The sequence below is a fragment of the Paenibacillus sp. FSL W7-1332 genome, assembly GCF_037969785.1.
Classification (GTDB): domain Bacteria; phylum Bacillota; class Bacilli; order Paenibacillales; family Paenibacillaceae; genus Paenibacillus_AQ.
Map to the genome: position 1 here is coordinate 1,735,250 of NZ_CP150209.1, position 16,626 is coordinate 1,751,875.

The following is a 16,626-nucleotide window of genomic DNA, read 5'->3' on the forward strand; positions in this document are numbered from 1 at the left end:
TTTCTTCATGTGCAAGGAGGGGGATTATCATGATCTCACTGCAAGAGGTCAGTAAAAGCTTTGGCAGCGGCAGTGGCCGTTATCAGGCGATAGACGCTGTCTCTCTTCATATTGAGGAGGGAAGCATACACGGAATCATCGGCACGAGCGGAGCTGGGAAATCGACGCTGCTGCGCATCATGAATGTACTGGAGAGACCGGATTCCGGCCGAGTCGTGGTGAATGGTCAGGAGCTGACCTCCCTTGGGGGCAAGGAGCTTCGGGAGGCAAGAAGATCGATTGGCATGATCTTTCAGCTGTTCCAGCTGGTCAGCAACCGCACGGTATGGGGCAATGTTTCGATGCCGCTTGAGCTCGCAAAGGTACCGAAGATCGAACGGGCGAATCGTGTCCAGGAGGTTTTGCGTTTTGTCGGACTTGAGGATAAAGCGAAGTCGTATCCGGCTCAGCTAAGCGGCGGGCAGAAGCAGCGGGTAGCGATTGCCAGAGCGTTAGCCAATTCGCCGACCGTCTTGTTGTGCGATGAGCCGACCTCTTCCTTGGATCCCCAGACAACCGCGGATATTCTGGAGGTGCTCCGGCATATCAACCGAACGCTGGGGGTAACCATCGTAATCGTTTCCCACGAGATGGACGTGGTGAACGACATTTGCGACCAGGTGTCCGTTATGGAGAACGGACGTCTGAGCAGAACGTACCGCAATCAGCTAAGCGATGGAGAGACTTCTCGGGGTTCCGGATCTTCAATGGACGGTGTAGGGAAAGTGGGGGATTGTTAGTTCCATGAATGACATCATTCCATATTTAAGTGATTATTTTGCCTATGTCCTGCAGTATCAGAATGAAATCTGGCGGGCGATTGGCGAGACGTTCATCATGGTGGGCATATCGATTGCTGCCGCTATAATACTGGGTATTCCGGTAGGAACACTGCTATTTTTGTGTCGAAAAGGCCAGCAGTATGAGAACCGCCTTTTATTCTCCATTTTGAATGCCTTGGTTAACGTCATACGGTCATTCCCGTTTCTGCTTCTGGTTGTCATTATGATACCAGTCACGAGATGGATCGTCGGTACTTCCCTTGGGACGCTGGCCGCTGCGGTTCCTTTATCCGTCGTTGCGGTGGCTTACTATTCAAGGCTGGTAGAGCAATCCTTGCTGGAGGTGCCGAAGGAAGTGATGGAGGCGGCCGCTTCCATGGGGGCATCCACACTCCAGATGATATACAAATTCCTGTATGTAGAGGCCCGCTCGGGCCTTGTGCTTGGGCTGACAACATCCACAATCAGTTTTATCTCGTACTCTACGGTGATGGGGATCGTGGGTGGGGGTGGCGTCGGAGACTTCGCGATCCGTTACGGGTACCAGCGATTTGAGGGAGAGCTTATGTCATTTACAATCATCATTATGATCATTCTGGTACAGTCCATCCAGTTTGGAGGGAACCTGGCATCCAGACTGCTCGATAAGAGAAAAGTTTAATTCTATTTTTTGAACGCATGTACACCGATTATATTTTAACTGGAGGTAACCAAACGATGAATAAGAAATTAATGCTGCTGATGCTGACTCTCTTGCTGGTGCTGGCAGGCTGCGGGCAGCAACCTGCCAAGGACAAGGTTCCGGAGAGTGCTGCACCCGATGCTGCGGAAGAGGTTACATTAAAAGTCGCAACGCTCATTCCGCCAATGACCGAGGTGCTTGATCTGGTGAAGCCGATGCTGAAGGAAGAAGGCATCAATCTTGAAATCCAGATCTTGTCCGATAATGTGCAGCCGAACAATGCGCTGGCCCATAAAGAGGTAGATGCGAACTTCTTCCAGCATGTGCCGTACATGGAAGAGTACAATGCGAACAACGGCTCTGAATTGGTTCCGGTCACGCCGATCTATAATGCCGTTTTTGGAGCCTACTCCAAAAAATATAAGACCATCGAAGAGCTTCCGGACGGTGCAAGCATCGCGATTCCTAACGACCCTTCCAACATCGGCCGATCCCTGGTGATGTTCGAGAAGAACGGCCTGATTAAGCTGAAGGAAGGTGTCGGCATTCAAGCGACGCAGGCGGATATCGTGGAGAATCCGCATAAATACAAGTTCACCGAGGTGGATCTGCTCATGCTGGCCCGTACGCTCGACGACGTCGATATGGTTGCCATGACGCCGGCATACGCGAAACCGCTGGGACTTACCCCTAAGAAAGATGCTCTCGTAACCGAAGGCAACGACTCCGAATTCACCATTACGCTGGTGGCCCGTAAAGATAATGTGGATTCCGAGCCGATCCAGAAGCTTGCCAAGGCAATGACCAGCCCGGAAGTGAAAAAGTTCTTCGAGGATAACTACTCTGAGATTGCGCTGCCGGCTTTTGAATAAAGCGCGTATTTTATGGTTCATAATAACCGTTTTCCGAGGTTTTCGGGGGGACGGTTATTTTTTTGAGTGCGGCCAAATATGGTATACTCTTCATGGATTTGAGAGGTGCACCTTACATACCCATACGTATTGGAGTTGAGAATTTATGAAAAAAGAAGTAATCGACAGACTCATTACCTATGCACAAGTGGATACGCAGTCAGACGAGAACAGTAATACCTGCCCTTCGACACCGGGACAGCTGACGCTGGGTCAGCTGCTGGTGGACGAGCTGAAGGAAATCGGCATGCAGGACGTAACGATGGATGAGAATGGCTATGTGATGGCCACACTACCGGCAAACTCGGATAAACAGATCCCGACCATCGGCTTTTTGGCACATATCGATACGGCTACCGATTTTACGGGCGCCGGTGTCAAGCCGCAGATCGTCGAACAATATGACGGACAAGACATCATTCTGAACAGAGCGCAGAATGTGGTGCTCTCCCCGCGGGATTTTCCGGAGCTGAATGGCTACAAGGGGCATACCCTCGTTACAACGGATGGCACCACCTTGCTTGGAGCTGATGATAAAGCGGGAATTGCCGAGATTATGACGGCGATGGCTTATTTGATCCAACACCCGGAACTGAAGCACGGTAAAATCCGGGTTGCTTTTACGCCGGACGAGGAAATCGGGAGAGGACCGCACAAGTTCGATGTGGAAGCCTTTGGGGCTAAATACGCATATACGATGGATGGCGGACCGCTCGGGGAGCTTCAATACGAAAGTTTTAATGCGGCAGCGGCGCTGGTCACTTGCAAAGGGAAGAATGTCCATCCCGGAACGGCCAAAAACAAAATGGTCAACGCGGCGAAAATCGCCATGGAGCTGAACAGCATGCTCCCCGCGGAAGAAGCGCCTGAACATACCGAAGGTTATGAAGGCTTCTATCATCTTACTTCCATTGAGGGTGATGTGGAGCTGACCGAGCTTCGTTATATTATCCGCGATCATGACCGGGAGCTTTTCGAAGGAAGAAAGGCCAAGCTGGCCTCCATCGTAGAGGAGCTTCAAAACAAGTATGGAGCCGAGCGGATCATCCTTCAGATGAAAGATCAGTATTACAATATGCGTGAAAAAATCGAGCCGGTCAAAGAAGTGGTCGACATCGCCCAGACAGCCATGGAGAAGCTGGGAATCAAGCCGATCATCGAACCGATCCGCGGTGGCACCGACGGTTCTCAACTGTCGTACATGGGCCTGCCAACACCCAATATTTTTACGGGCGGGGAGAACTACCACGGGCGGTATGAGTATGTATCCGCCGACAATATGGTATTGGCCGTTCAAACGATTATTGAAATCGTGCAGTTGTATGAGGAGCGGGCTTAAGTTAAATCTTTTCAAAAAAGGAGCTGCCGGCAAGAATGCCGGCAGCTTTTTCGTGTGCTCTTGTTATCGACCCGCATTAGATATCTTGCCTGTCTATAGATCATGCTTTATTAGAGCCTTTCTCCAGGCTGTATTTATACTCGCTTGGGGTCATGCCTGTCCATTTGCGAAACTGCTTGGAGAAATAGAGTGCATCATTGAAACCGACAGAGGAAGCAATCTCATGGATGGAGAAGGACGATTTCATGAGCGACTTGGCTTTCTCAATACGTACCTTCATGAGATATTGCATGGGGGACATGCCTGTATGCTGTTTGAACATTTTGGACAGATGTGCCCGGTGATAGCCAAGCGTTTTGGCCATTTGATCAATGGAGAGCTGTTGATGATACTGGGTCGAGATCCATCTCTCGGTCTGCCTTACGCCTCGCTCGATATCCGGCACGTCATTGGAGTTTGACGGAAGATGCTCACGGTTTAACATCGCCAGCTTATGGAGCAGCAATCGGAGCCACCCGGAAGCCTGAAGATCCTCAAGCCAGGGATGATCCGATTGGTTAAAGCCCAGACGGAGATGACGGTACATGTCGATCAGCGACCTAAGCTCAGCTTCATCCGTGCAGTGGATAATCGGCTTAGCCGGCGTAACACCCATGTCGGCCAGCAGCATCTTGGTGCCTTTTTCTTGTAATGCAACCCAGTTATAGTGCCAGGGGTTCCGATCATCGGCTTCATAACTGAACAGAACACCGGGAAGGATCACGAAGGTGTCGCCTGCCTGGCAATGATGTACGATGCCGGCACACTCGAAGATGCCTTGGCCTGTCAAGACGGTATGAATGAGGCAGTAATCATGAATGATCGGACCGATTTTGTGGCGTGGTATGGGAGTTCCCTCACCGCTGAACAGGATGTTCAGGTCGTGACCGCCCGGTGAAGGATTCATACCAATCGTGTAGAGCGTATGGTCTGGCAAAATAGACATGCGCTATCCCCCTTAAACGTGTGCGAGATCAATCGATATCGTGGATGTTGAGTTAGGGTTAGCTTACCTAATGAAACAACAAATGTCCATATCGCTCTTGTTTTGCTCCATATTCAAAAAAGACCGATTATCATATAGTTAGTCTTGTGAAAGCGTATTAATTCATGGAGTTTAGGGAGGGAATTAATTGATGTCTAAGATTACATTTATCGGAGCAGGAAGTACCGTATTTGCCAAGAATGTCCTGGGGGATTGCATGCAGACCCCGGCCTTGCAGGGATTTGAACTTGCTTTGTATGATATTGACCCGATCCGTTTGAAAGATTCGGAGAACATGCTGAATAATATAAAGAAGACCAGCGGCAGCACCTGTGTCGTCAAATCATACAGTGACCGCAAGGAAGCTCTTCGCGGAGCAAAATATGTCATCAATGCTATCCAGGTCGGAGGATACGATCCGTGTACGATTACGGACTTTGAAATTCCGAAGAAGTATGGACTCAGACAGACGATTGCGGATACTGTGGGAATCGGCGGGATTTTCCGTAATCTCCGCACCATCCCGGTCATGCTGGATTTTGCGGCCGATATGCGGGAAGTTTGTCCACAGGCGCTGTTCTTGAACTATACGAACCCGATGGCGGTGCTGACCAATGCGATGAACACGCTGGGCGGCGTGCAAACGGTAGGTCTGTGCCACAGCGTACAGGCTTGCATTCCGCATCTGTTCGATAATCTGGGGATGGACAAGGAAGGCGTGCAGGCCAAAATCGCCGGCATTAACCATATGGCATGGCTGCTTGAGGTAACGAAGGATGGCGTGGACCTGTATCCGGAAATTAAGAAGCGCGCGGCCGAGAAGCAGAAGGAGAAGCATCATGATATGGTTCGTCTCGAGATGATGCTGAACTTCGGTTACTACATTACCGAGTCGTCCGAGCATAACGCCGAGTACCATCCATATTTCATTAAGCGTAACTATCCGGAGCTAATTGAGCGCTTCAATATCCCGCTGGATGAATATCCACGTCGCTGTGTGAACCAAATCGAGGGATGGAAGGCGATGCGCGAGGATTTGGTCAACAACCAGGATCTGAAGCACAACCGCTCCCATGAATATGCTTCTTACATTTTGGAAGCAATCGAGACTAATGTTCCGTTCAAAATCGGCGGTAATGTGATGAACACGGGACTGATCACGAACCTTCCGAAGGAAGCTTGCGTTGAGGTTCCGTGTCTGGTCGATGCCAGCGGCGTAACCCCGACCTATGTCGGCGATCTGCCTCCGCAATGTGCCGCGCTGAACCGCACCAATATCAATACCCAGCTGCTGACGCTGGAAGCGGCCGCAACCGGCAAGAAGGAGCATATCTATCATGCGGCGATGCTCGACCCGCATACGGCTGCCGAGTTGTCCATCGATGACATCAAGAGCCTGTGCGACGACTTGATTGAGGCGCATGGAGACTGGCTCCCTAAATACCAATAAGGCTGAATGGATGAACGATTGTAACGCAAGGAGCGGGAAGGATTTCCTGCTCCTTTGTTTTTTTTGAGGTGCAATTGACTAACCGATGTTACACTAAATCTAATGATAACCCGGTTTTGACTCTCTCAGCTATGTAAGTAGTTATAAGGAGAGGTATAAGGAGGTGCGGAATGAAGCTAAAGCTGAAGCTATTCATTGGCCTGCTGTTGCTGCTTACGACCGGATGTGCCGGGGATGTAGCGGTGTTTGAGTCCGCGGTTTATTCGCTGGAAGACGACAGGATGGCCGTGGACTGCTCCGACGAAGTGAATCGTAACCGGAAGAACCACACGGATGAGGGGTACCACTGTGAGGTGCTGGTCACCGAAGCTACTTCCCTGAAGGAAAGTGGAGGAGGAACGATCAAGCTGGAAGAACTAAAGGAAGGCGATCTTATCCGGATCACATTAAAAAAGCCGTTGAATATAAGCAAAAACAACAGAAATTTTGCAGCAAAAGAAATATTATTACTGGATCCATAAAAGAGAGACGCTCTGGTAACTACACCGGCGTCTCTCTTTATCGTTAACGGGTTGTGTGCGGAAATTACCCATGCTAAGGATTTATATTGGCGTGCGGGAGCGTGATAAGAAACACCGTTCCTGATCGTGGCGAGCTCCGAACCGAGACACTTCCATTCATGGCACGGATGGCTTGATAGGAGAAGGTGAGTCCAAGTCCGGTGCCGCTCATTTTAGTGGAATAGTAGATTGAACCGAGACGGCTCAATTGCTCGGGCGTCATGCCGATCCCGTTATCCTTGATTTCGATGGACACCTGCTCTGCTTCTTCATAGATGGTGATGTGGACCGTGCCTCTGTCAACGTCTTTGCTGGCCTCAATCGCATTCTTAATAAAGTTGACCAACAGCTGCTTGAGCTCCGCCGGACTGCCTAAAATGTAAATGGGGAGCTGAGGGTAATCAGCGCTGAGGGTCACGTTGCTCATATTAGCGTATGAAATCATGAGCTCGACAACAGACTTGATCTGGGCCGAGAGCTCGATTCTTTGCTGATACGGCAAGTGTGGTTTGCTGATCGAGAGATATTCGGACAAGATTTGCTCGGTCCGGCGAATTTCCTCCATGCTGATTTCCAGAAAACGTTCGGTTTTTTCCTGAGGGAACGTACCGCTCTTAATCAACTGCAGGAACCCAAGCACGGTGGTCAGCGGATTGCGGACCTCATGGGCAAGGGATGCGGCGACATGATTGACGGCTTCGGCTTTCTCATTCTGGATATACCGCAGATAAAGCTCTTTGTCGGATACGGATTTGTTAAACAGGGTTACGAGAAGCCATATTCCGAGCGAATTATGTACAGGCATGGCTAAAATATTAAAAAGAAAGTAATTCATGATGTAGTCGGGTTTGGTTATATAGAGTAGCAGCAGCGGGAGGACAGAGAAGCTGATGCCCGCTATAAAAACGATCCAAAATTTGTGTTTGGTTCGATGGTACATGAACGACAATAGAACGGACAGCGGGAACGTAAAGATCAAGATAATAATGGCATCGATCATGCCGGATCCGCCAATGTACAACCTGTAGATTAGAAATTCCACGAGCAGGATTGCCCCAGTTAGGAACCCTCCGAACAGCATGCCGAAAAACATAATGACATACCGCACGTCAAAGATCAGCCCGCTTTGAACGGACGAAGCAAAGGTCATGGACAGCAGCATGCACAGCGAACAAATGACAATGATGAAATTACGGGAATAGTTGACTGTCAGTTTTCTGTAATAGATGTTGTATGCGACAAAAGGCATCAATGCAAACAACAACTGCAGCAAAACATCTTTAATCACAGGCAGTAGGCCCACCCCTTTGAAAAGTATCGAATCGTCCGCTAGATTACCTTGTCCATTCAAGTTCGACGTCAATTGGAAAAATCCTTGAGGCTTGAATAAAAATAACAAAATTTATTCGTACTCAGATGGAGTGAAGGAACATATAAATCCATCAAGAAAGCGTTTGCAGATAACATATGTTTGTCCCGGAAACTCAGCACTTAAGTGAGAACACATTTCCATGAATGGAGGGTTCACAAGTGAAGCTGAAGACCGTTCTGAGACCCATGTTCATTCTTTTGTTGGCCGCGTCTTTTTTTGCTGCCGGATGCCAGAGTGTAACGCCGCCGACCGCATCAGATCCGCCGCCGCCCAAAGAAGAGGTAAACACACCCGGAGGCAGCGATGAGCCGGCACCGCAGGGCGATGCGAAAGCGACGCCGAGAAATGAAACGTTATACGTGAACGGTTTGCAATGGGGGGCACCTACGAATTTTAACTTGCTCAGCGGAAACCCTGCGTTTCCGATTAACTACGGAAACTCCAGAGAACTCGTCTATGAAACCTTGTTCATGGTCAATCAGCTGACAGGCGAGCTGGAGCCGCTGCTGGGTACCAAATATGAATGGACCGACGATCTGACCCTGAAGATCGAATTGAACAAGGATGCCAAATGGAGCGACGGCAAGCCGTTCACCTCCGATGATGTCGTCTATACTTACCAGCTCGGCAAAAAATATGACATTAACTGGAGCAGCTTCTGGACCTACATCGAGGACGTAACGGCAGACGGGCCGCAAACGGTGAACATCAAGCTGAATAAAGACAATCCGAACAAATTGACGGTGCTCGACAGCATCGAGATCATGCCGATGCTGCCTAAACATGTATGGGAAGAGGTCGAGAAGAAAGCCAATAACGACCTTGCCACCATTCGTAAAGAAGTCAACGAGGACCCGATCGGAACGGGGCCTTACAAAATGTATTTTTATAATGATCAGAAGATCACGATCGTACGGGACGATAACTATTGGGGGCAGGCACTCTTTGGCAAGCTGCCGGCTCCCAAATATATCACCCATGTCATCTATAAAGACAATGCAGCGGGTGACCTGGCATTCAAAAGCGGTCAAGTAGACGTATCGCAGCAGTTTATTCCGCAGGTATGGAAAATGTGGGAGGGCGGGGCTCCGGTTAAAACCTATATCAAAGACGCTCCCTATTATGTGCCCGGCTCCATGCCATCGATCTTCTTCAACATGACGAAGGAAGGACTCAACAATGCGAATGTCAGAAAAGCGATCGCAATGGCGATTGATTACGGCAAAATTTCGGAGCTGGCCATCAGCGGCTACTCGGCCCCAATGGAGCCGTCGTTGACGCTGAATACGGAGGCCGAAGCAAAATATGTAGACCAGGCGGCTATCAAACCGCTCCAATGGACAACGGATGTGGATGCGGCCAATGCGCTGCTCGATTCCATCGGCGCCGCGAAGGGGAAAGACGGCATCCGCGTCCTGAACGGAACCCGCCTCGGCCCGTTTGAAATCGAGTGTCCATACGGCTGGTCGGATTGGAATGCGGCGCTTGAGATTGTTGCCCAGAATGCGAAGGCAATCGGTATCGAGATTCGCACCAAATTCCCGGAAGCGCCGGTATGGACCAATGATCTACAGACCGGCAAGTTCGATATCATCATGAATACGCCTGCCGGCGGGGTCAGCCCAAGCCAGCCGTGGAACCGCGCCATGACCATCATGTACTCCAAGGGCGTTGCGCCAATGGGCGAGATGGCATTCTACAACTGGGGCCGGTATAAGAACGAGCAAGCCGATACCATCATCGAGAAGATTCCAACCATTACGGACGAAGCTGAATTGAAAGCGCTCTACACTGAATTGACCCAAATCTGGTTAAAGGATATCCCATCGATTCCGCTCATGTATCGTCCTTGGGTATTCGATACGGTCAATGAATCCGTATGGAAGGGCTTCCCGACGGAAGGGGACGGCAGCAACATACCGCCTCAAATTTCGATGGATGGAGCCGGTATCAAATCGCTGTATCAGATTCATAACTGATGGATATAACTCATTGAACCAAGACCTATATTGGCGGATTTGCACCCCTGATATAGGTCTCTTTTCCACCAATTTCAGGGTGTGATCCATGGGGGTGAGCTGCTTGAGCGTTTACGGAAAATATATCGTCAAGAAGTTCTTCTGGTACTTTCTGACGCTGGTGATTGCGGTCACGCTGAATTTCCTGCTGCCCCGGATGATTGAAGGGAATCCGGTGAGCATGATTGTGTCTGAGATGACGCAGGGGATGACCGACAGCGATACGATTAAACGGGTCTATGAGACGTTTCTCGTCGAGTTTGGAATCGACAAGCCTTTATGGGAGCAGTTCTTCATCTATCTGAAAAATTTGGCGACAGGCAATCTGGGCACTTCATTCGGCCTATATCCAAAACCGGTAACGGAGATTCTGGCCTCGGCGGTTCCATGGACGATCGGGCTTCAGCTTCCGGCCATTCTGGTTGGCTGGCTGATCGGGAACGTGCTGGGCGCCGTTGCGGCTTACCGCAAAGGTGTATTCGATAAAGTGATATTCCCGGTGGCCTTGTTTGTGAATTCCATTCCTTTCTTTACCCTAGCCATTATTATGCTGTATGTATTCGCCCTGTCCCTGAACTGGTTTCCGCTGCACGGGGGCTACGATTACCAGATGGTGCCGTCACTCAGCTTTGAATTCTTCGCTTCCGTACTTCGGCATCATACGCTTCCATTTCTATCGATCGTGCTGGTTACGATTGGCGGCCAAGCCATTGGCATGCGGGAGATGTCCATCTATGAGCTGAATTCGGATTATGTACTGTACAGCAAACTTCTCGGGATACGGGACTCCAAGATCGCGAGGTATGTATTCCGAAATGCGATGCTGCCCCAGATCACGGGATTGGCGTTATCCATCGGTACGATGGTGGGCGGTTCGCTGATCTGTGAAATCGTATTCAGTTATCCGGGAATCGGAACCTGGATGTTCACGGCTATCCGTCAGCTGGATTATCCGTTAATTTCGGGCTGCACCCTCTTGATCGCCCTGGCCGTGCTGCTGGCCAACTTTACGATTGACCTAATCTACGGCTGGATCGATCCAAGAATCAAGGCCGCTCAGATGGAGGATCAATAATATGAACAGTTCCTTTCGCATATTGATCAAATCGCCAAAGTTTATGTTCGGAGCCTGCATGCTGCTGGCTATGATCGGGATGGTGCTGATCTACCCGCTCTTTAACCGCAACGATCCGCTGGAGATGATCGCCCTGGCGTACCAGCCGCCGGATTCGAAGCTGCTGCTGGGGTCGGATAACTTCGGCAGGGATTTATTCCTGGAATTGATCTATGGCATTCGGACCTCCCTGCAGGTTGGGCTGATTGCCGGCGTATTTGCTACAGTGATTGGTCTTGTGATCGGTTTAGCCTCAGGTTATATCGGAGGCATGATTGACAATCTGCTGACTGCCATCACCAACATTTTCATCGTGATACCTTCCTTTGTCATCCTCATTCTGATCTCGGTCAGCATCGATTCGCGCAGCTCGTTTGTTACGGCGGTTATCATTGGCATTACCAGCTGGCCCTGGACAGCCAGGGCCGTACGTGCGCAGACATCCTCGCTGCGAAACCGGGATCACGTAAATATCGCGAAAATATCCGGGTACAGCACGCCGCGCATTATCCTCTCGGAGATATTGCCGTACATCGCTTCCTATGTCGTCATGGCGTTTGTGCTGCAGACGGCATCAGGTATTCTGTCCGAGGCTTCCATCTCGATGCTGGGGCTGGGACCGTACAACACGATTTCCCTTGGCATCATCATGAACTGGGCGCTCGTATTTGAAGCACCGGTTGCCGGCGCGTGGTGGGCCTTTATCCCGGCGGCGATCTCCATCGCCATCATCACCTTCTCCTTGTACATGATGAACACCGGCATGGATGAGATATTCAATCCGAAGATTAGGAGCTGATGGGTGTTGTGAGCACAAATATACTGGAAGTGAACGAATTGAAGACCTATTACCGTACCCGGTTGAAGGAGCACGTCTATGCCGTAGACGGGGTGAGCTTCTCGCTCGAAAAGGGGAAGACGCTTGGCATTGCCGGTGAATCCGGCTGCGGCAAATCGACCCTTGCGCTCAGCCTGATGGGTTTCTATTTTCCACCGCTGCATTATGGCAGCGGCTCGATTGTCGTAAGCGGCACGGATATTATGAAGCTTGGCAAGGAACAGCTCCGTTCCCAGGTGTCGGGAAGAGAGATATCGTATATCCCGCAAGCAGCTATGAATGCCCTGAATCCTACGCTCAAAATCATTCATTTCGTCGAGGATATTATGAAGGAGCATCGCCCTGAGCTGAACAAGAAGCAGGTGTGGGATATGGCGGCGGAACGGTTCGAAACCTTGAATTTGTCAACCAAGGTGCTGAACTCCTATCCGAACGAGCTGTCAGGCGGCATGAAGCAGCGGACGGTGATCGCTATTTCCACCATTCTGAACCCCAAAGTGCTGATTGCGGACGAACCGACCTCGGCGCTGGACGTAACCTCGCAGAAAGCGGTGATCAAGCTGCTGAAAAGTCTGCTGGATCGGGGCTATATTCAGTCTCTGGTATTCATCACCCACGAGCTGCCGCTGCTTTATCACGTAACGGATGACATCATCGTCATGTATGCAGGGGAGATCGTGGAGCGCGGAACCGCAGAGCAAATGATTTTTGACCCGATCCATCCTTATACGAAAAAGCTGATGGGTTCCATCATTGTGCCGGAGGAAGGCATGAAAGGCCACAAACTGGCCGCTATCCCGGGTACCCCGCCTAATCTGAAAAACGTACCGGAGGGCTGCCGGTTTGCAGATCGCTGTTCCTATGTGCAAGACGCCTGCCGTAAGGGAAAGATAACGAGCCGGACCGTGGAGGATCGCATGTATCGCTGCATCGTGGAACCGGGTGTGCTTAAGGAGTGGTATGCAAATGAAGAGGAATGATGTCCTGATTCGGGGAGAGCATCTCACCAAGGTGTTCGGTTACGGGAAGCAGAAGACCACCGCCGTGGAGGATGTCAGCTTTACCTTTCATGAAGGCGAAATCATATCGATTGTCGGCGAGAGCGGAAGCGGCAAAACGACACTGGCGAAAATGATCATGGGCCTGCTGAAGGAGAGCAGCGGTACGATAGAGTATATGGGCAAGCCAAGGCAGCTGAAGCGGCACAGAGATCGCAAGCGCTATTGGAAAAATATCCAGGCGATCTTTCAGGACCCGTTCTCTTCGTTCAATCTCTTCTATAAAGTCGAGAAGCTGCTGCTCGATTGCATCAAGCTGCAGGGGGATAAACTGACGAAGGAGGAGCAATTCCGCAAAATGAAGGAAGCGTGCTCCTTCGTCAATCTGAAATTCGAGGAGCTGCACAATAAATACCCGTTCGAACTGTCCGGCGGACAAATGCAGCGCCTGATGATCGCCCGGATTTTCATGCTCCATCCGAAGCTGCTGATTGCGGATGAACCGACCTCCATGGTCGATGCATGCTCGCGGTCCACGATACTGGATATGCTCTTGAAGCTGCGAGATGAGAACAACATGACGATTATTTTCATTACCCATGACGTAGGGCTTGCTTATTATGTAAGCGATACGCTGTATATTATGGAACAAGGGAAAGTCGTGGAGCGGGGACCGGCGGAAGAGGTTATCTTGAATCCGCAGCATCCTTATACCCAGCAGTTGATTTCCGATGTGCCCAAGATTCACTCCGAGTGGGATTTGGCATGAGCGTCGTGGATAATGGAAATCTCATGAGAAAAGCTCGAAGCGTAACGCCGCTTCGGGCTTTATTTTACTTTCCGTTTATTGCGCGGATATGACACTTTGAATCGTTACGTAAAATTTCTCTATTCTTGATCTTCGCATTTGTGAAGGATTTGCCGATAAATGATATGGCTGCCATTTGATTCATTCCGCAGCTCGCATTCGGTATACCGCAAGGCATCTGACATGACTGCGTGTATGCTTCATAAGGAGATCATCAAACATCATGTGTACTTACTTCTTGGGGGCAACCATCCTGGTATTAGTCGCCCTCACCTTTACATTCTGGATTTTAATGTTCAAAAGCGCATATCAGCGGAAGTTAAGCCATCAGGCTTTGGACATGGCCGAAGGCAGATTCCGCTTGCTTGATGATATGCTGCTTACGCTTGATGTGGGTATTTGGTCATACGATTTCGGCACAAGGAGTATCCAAAATACTTCTTTGGCTTTTCATAAAATCACAGGTTATTCACATCATGATTTCGCAGGCGGCCTTTCCTGGGAAACGCTGATCCATCCGGAGGATATGGCGCTGTTCCGATCCTTGGTTGACAAACTTCGACAAGGCGACGCCGTTCATACCGAATACCGAATCATCCATGCGGATGGTGATGTTCGCTGGGTTCAGGTAAAGATGATTCCGACGTTGAATGACGCCGGTCAAATGATCCGCACGGATGGCATTGCCGTTGATATTACCACCCGCTTCCGCATGGAAGAGGCGCTGTATGATATTACAGAATGCAAGAAGATGGAACAGGCGCTCAAGGAAAGCATGAACCGGTATCGCAGGCTGGTGGAGTTATCACCGATTGCCATCGCAGTCTGCAAGGACCGCAAGCTCATGTACGTGAATCCCGCCGGACTTCGGATCCTTGGGGCGGCGGGTCCTGAGAACATCCTCGGTACCGATCCTTGGGACTGGGCGCTTGATCCCTATGAGGAGTGGGCCCGCAAACGGTTCACGCAACTGATTCGGACAGGGGAAGTTGTTGCCGAAGAACTATCCATAAGGCGGGTTGACGGAGAACGGGTCGATGTCGTGGCGACGGCCCTTTATGATGCGCAATCGGACACGATTGAAGTTTTTTTCGAGGATATAACCGCCCGTAAATCAGCGGAAAGGGCCCTTATGGAGAGTGACCGGATCAACCGCCATATTCTGGATATCGCTCCGGTTGCGATGTTCCTGCATTCCGATTTTTCTTATATTTATGCGAATCCTGCGGGCTTATCCTTATTGGGAATTACGGACATCGCGCAATTGGACGGCACCTCCTTCCAGGACGTGATTCCTTCCGACCAGCTCGAGTTTGTGACGTCTGAGGTTGAACATGTGTACGCAAGCGGAAATACCTCGGAGCTCGCCGGCAACAAACTAATTCGGCTGGATGGGACGATCATTGATATAGAGGCCATAACGACGCCTATCCCTTATATAGGCCATCATACGGCGCTTACCATTATTCGGGATGTTACGCAGCAGAAGCAGGCCGAACGGGAGCGGATTGCGGCAGAAAGGCTTGTCCGGGAGAGCGAGGATCTGTATTTCAGGCTGCAGATGAGCCTGGATCAATTCTCCTCCGATCTTTTCGGGATGGTGAAGATCAGTGAATTGAATGCCCGCATCGTACGGGAAATCAAGAAGGTGCTGGGGACAGATCGGGTGAGCCTCATCCAGATAAACCACAACAGTCTGCATATCAAAATCCAAGGGGGCCATAAAGAGCCGCCACAAGGGGTGATTCGTGCGATCCATACATGCGGTCCAGAGCATATTCCGTTCTGTAAACTGTTTGAGATGTGTGACGGATATTTTGTCAAGATTGGAGAAATGAACGGGGATAGCAGCATTGTCTGTATTGGCGGCGAGGTTCCCTTGCTCCTGATTCAGGCCCAAAAAATATGGCTGGAGACCATTACGCGTTATGCAAGTGTTCTGTACGATAACTTCCGCGTCATTGAGGATTTGACGAGGGAACTGGAGAAGCTGGGTTCATCCCAGCAGATCATGCCCCTATGGCTGCTGCGACTCATGCTTCATTTATCCGAAAATGAGCGGAAGCGATTGTCCCAGGACCTTCACGATGCCGCGCTTCAGGAACAGATTATATGGTACAGGAAATTGAATCAGATTACTTCGGATCATGAGCTGCCGGAGGATCTGCGCCCGCAGCTGGAGGAGATTGAGCAGGGGCTTCTGGATGTCATTTATCAGATTCGAATTACGTGCAACGAGCTTCGTCCCCCGCTGCTGAAGGAGGAGGGGTTGGAACGCTCGCTTGAGGCATTGTTTGAATTTACTCAGCTCCGCACCAATTATTCCATACAATTCGACTGCTCAAACTTCGATGATGATATCAGTGACGACCATTTGATCGGACTGTACAGGATTGTCCAGGAGCTGCTGGCCAATGCAACGAAGCATTCCAACGCAACGGAGGTAAGGCTCCGTTTGTCCACCCAGTCGGATGAAGTCAACCTGAGTTATGAAGACAACGGGATTGGGATCGACCCCAGTCAGCAATCGGACCAATTCAACAGCATGGGGATTGGCGGCATGAAAGAGCGAGTCAGGAGCATGAACGGCAAAATCCAGTTCGACTCGTCGGATAGCGGCGGGTTGGCTGTCTATATATCCATTACGGCAAGGTAATTCGCCGTCAGTGAAGCAAGCAAGATACCAGGCTG

At 50.4% G+C, this 16,626-nt stretch carries 14 protein-coding genes; 12 read left to right on the forward strand and 2 right to left on the reverse strand.

Features of this window, described 5'->3' with window-relative positions; genetic code table 11:
- Positions 1–29 precede the first annotated feature (29 nt).
- The 4 genes from MKX98_RS07370 (at position 30) to pepT (ending at position 3,753) form a co-directional block, all read left to right on the forward strand.
- The gene (locus tag MKX98_RS07370) at positions 30–779 is read left to right on the forward strand and encodes a methionine ABC transporter ATP-binding protein (protein WP_339222364.1); all 750 of its coding nucleotides are present in this window, start codon (positions 30–32) and stop codon (positions 777–779) included.
- Between the two features lie 4 nt (positions 780–783).
- Positions 784–1,482 (forward strand): methionine ABC transporter permease, encoded by a 699-nt coding sequence (locus MKX98_RS07375; RefSeq protein ID WP_339222366.1) that lies wholly within the window; start codon positions 784–786, stop codon positions 1,480–1,482.
- Between the two features lie 56 nt (positions 1,483–1,538).
- Positions 1,539–2,375 carry a MetQ/NlpA family ABC transporter substrate-binding protein gene (locus tag MKX98_RS07380; protein ID WP_220686237.1) on the forward strand — a complete coding sequence of 279 codons (837 nt, stop codon included), beginning with the start codon at positions 1,539–1,541 and terminating at the stop codon, positions 2,373–2,375.
- Positions 2,376–2,520: 145 nt separating this feature from the next.
- A complete protein-coding gene (gene pepT / locus MKX98_RS07385; RefSeq protein ID WP_339222368.1) occupies positions 2,521–3,753 on the forward strand; it encodes a peptidase T in 1,233 nt (410 codons plus the stop codon).
- A 100-nt stretch (positions 3,754–3,853) separates the two neighbouring features.
- Here pepT and MKX98_RS07390 read toward each other — a convergent pair whose 3' ends face one another.
- On the reverse strand, positions 3,854–4,738 hold the full coding sequence (locus tag MKX98_RS07390; RefSeq protein WP_220686235.1) for an AraC family transcriptional regulator: 885 nt from the start codon (positions 4,736–4,738) through the stop codon (positions 3,854–3,856).
- 190 nt (positions 4,739–4,928) lie between these two features.
- Here MKX98_RS07390 and MKX98_RS07395 point away from each other — a divergent pair, with 190 nt between their 5' ends.
- Positions 4,929–6,227: an alpha-glucosidase/alpha-galactosidase gene (locus MKX98_RS07395; RefSeq protein ID WP_113056501.1), complete on the forward strand. Its 1,299-nt coding sequence runs from the start codon at positions 4,929–4,931 to the stop codon at positions 6,225–6,227.
- Positions 6,228–6,397: 170 nt separating this feature from the next.
- Positions 6,398–6,748 (forward strand): hypothetical protein, encoded by a 351-nt coding sequence (locus MKX98_RS07400; protein WP_339222371.1) that lies wholly within the window; start codon positions 6,398–6,400, stop codon positions 6,746–6,748.
- Between the two features lie 73 nt (positions 6,749–6,821).
- Here MKX98_RS07400 and MKX98_RS07405 read toward each other — a convergent pair whose 3' ends face one another.
- Entirely contained in the window at positions 6,822–8,075 is a 1,254-nt protein-coding gene (locus MKX98_RS07405; RefSeq protein WP_233354782.1) for a HAMP domain-containing sensor histidine kinase, read from the reverse strand.
- Between the two features lie 242 nt (positions 8,076–8,317).
- Between MKX98_RS07405 and MKX98_RS07410 the strand changes: the two genes are divergently transcribed.
- The 6 genes from MKX98_RS07410 to MKX98_RS07435 all read left to right on the forward strand — a co-directional run bounded on the left by MKX98_RS07410 (position 8,318) and on the right by MKX98_RS07435 (position 16,591).
- Positions 8,318–10,138, forward strand: coding sequence for an ABC transporter substrate-binding protein (locus tag MKX98_RS07410; protein ID WP_339222373.1), 1,821 nt, complete (start codon positions 8,318–8,320; stop codon positions 10,136–10,138).
- A 103-nt stretch (positions 10,139–10,241) separates the two neighbouring features.
- A complete protein-coding gene (locus tag MKX98_RS07415) occupies positions 10,242–11,252 on the forward strand; it encodes an ABC transporter permease (RefSeq protein ID WP_113056503.1) in 1,011 nt (336 codons plus the stop codon).
- Between the two features lies 1 nt (position 11,253).
- A complete protein-coding gene (locus MKX98_RS07420) occupies positions 11,254–12,090 on the forward strand; it encodes an ABC transporter permease (protein ID WP_339222376.1) in 837 nt (278 codons plus the stop codon).
- 8 nt (positions 12,091–12,098) lie between these two features.
- A complete protein-coding gene (locus MKX98_RS07425; RefSeq protein WP_071223652.1) occupies positions 12,099–13,109 on the forward strand; it encodes an ABC transporter ATP-binding protein in 1,011 nt (336 codons plus the stop codon).
- A complete protein-coding gene (locus MKX98_RS07430) occupies positions 13,096–13,896 on the forward strand; it encodes an ABC transporter ATP-binding protein (protein WP_100540692.1) in 801 nt (266 codons plus the stop codon). Before MKX98_RS07425 ends, MKX98_RS07430 begins: the two co-directional genes overlap by 14 nt.
- Before the next feature lie 262 nt (positions 13,897–14,158).
- Positions 14,159–16,591, forward strand: coding sequence for a PAS domain S-box protein (locus MKX98_RS07435; RefSeq protein ID WP_339222378.1), 2,433 nt, complete (start codon positions 14,159–14,161; stop codon positions 16,589–16,591).
- The last annotated feature ends 35 nt before the right edge of the window (positions 16,592–16,626 follow it).

Excerpts from the sequence above, each read along its gene's own strand:
- MKX98_RS07370 (WP_339222364.1), top strand. The coding sequence starts at position 30 with ATGATCTCACTGCAAGAGGTCAGTAAAAGCTTTGGCAGCGGCAGTGGC.
- MKX98_RS07375 (WP_339222366.1), top strand. The coding sequence starts at position 784 with ATGAATGACATCATTCCATATTTAAGTGATTATTTTGCCTATGTCCTG.
- MKX98_RS07380 (WP_220686237.1), top strand. The coding sequence starts at position 1,539 with ATGAATAAGAAATTAATGCTGCTGATGCTGACTCTCTTGCTGGTGCTG.
- pepT (WP_339222368.1), top strand. The coding sequence starts at position 2,521 with ATGAAAAAAGAAGTAATCGACAGACTCATTACCTATGCACAAGTGGAT.
- MKX98_RS07390 (WP_220686235.1), bottom strand. The coding sequence starts at position 4,738 with ATGTCTATTTTGCCAGACCATACGCTCTACACGATTGGTATGAATCCT.
- MKX98_RS07395 (WP_113056501.1), top strand. The coding sequence starts at position 4,929 with ATGTCTAAGATTACATTTATCGGAGCAGGAAGTACCGTATTTGCCAAG.
- MKX98_RS07400 (WP_339222371.1), top strand. The coding sequence starts at position 6,398 with ATGAAGCTAAAGCTGAAGCTATTCATTGGCCTGCTGTTGCTGCTTACG.
- MKX98_RS07420 (WP_339222376.1), top strand. The coding sequence starts at position 11,254 with ATGAACAGTTCCTTTCGCATATTGATCAAATCGCCAAAGTTTATGTTC.
- MKX98_RS07430 (WP_100540692.1), top strand. The coding sequence starts at position 13,096 with ATGAAGAGGAATGATGTCCTGATTCGGGGAGAGCATCTCACCAAGGTG.
- MKX98_RS07435 (WP_339222378.1), top strand. The coding sequence starts at position 14,159 with ATGTGTACTTACTTCTTGGGGGCAACCATCCTGGTATTAGTCGCCCTC.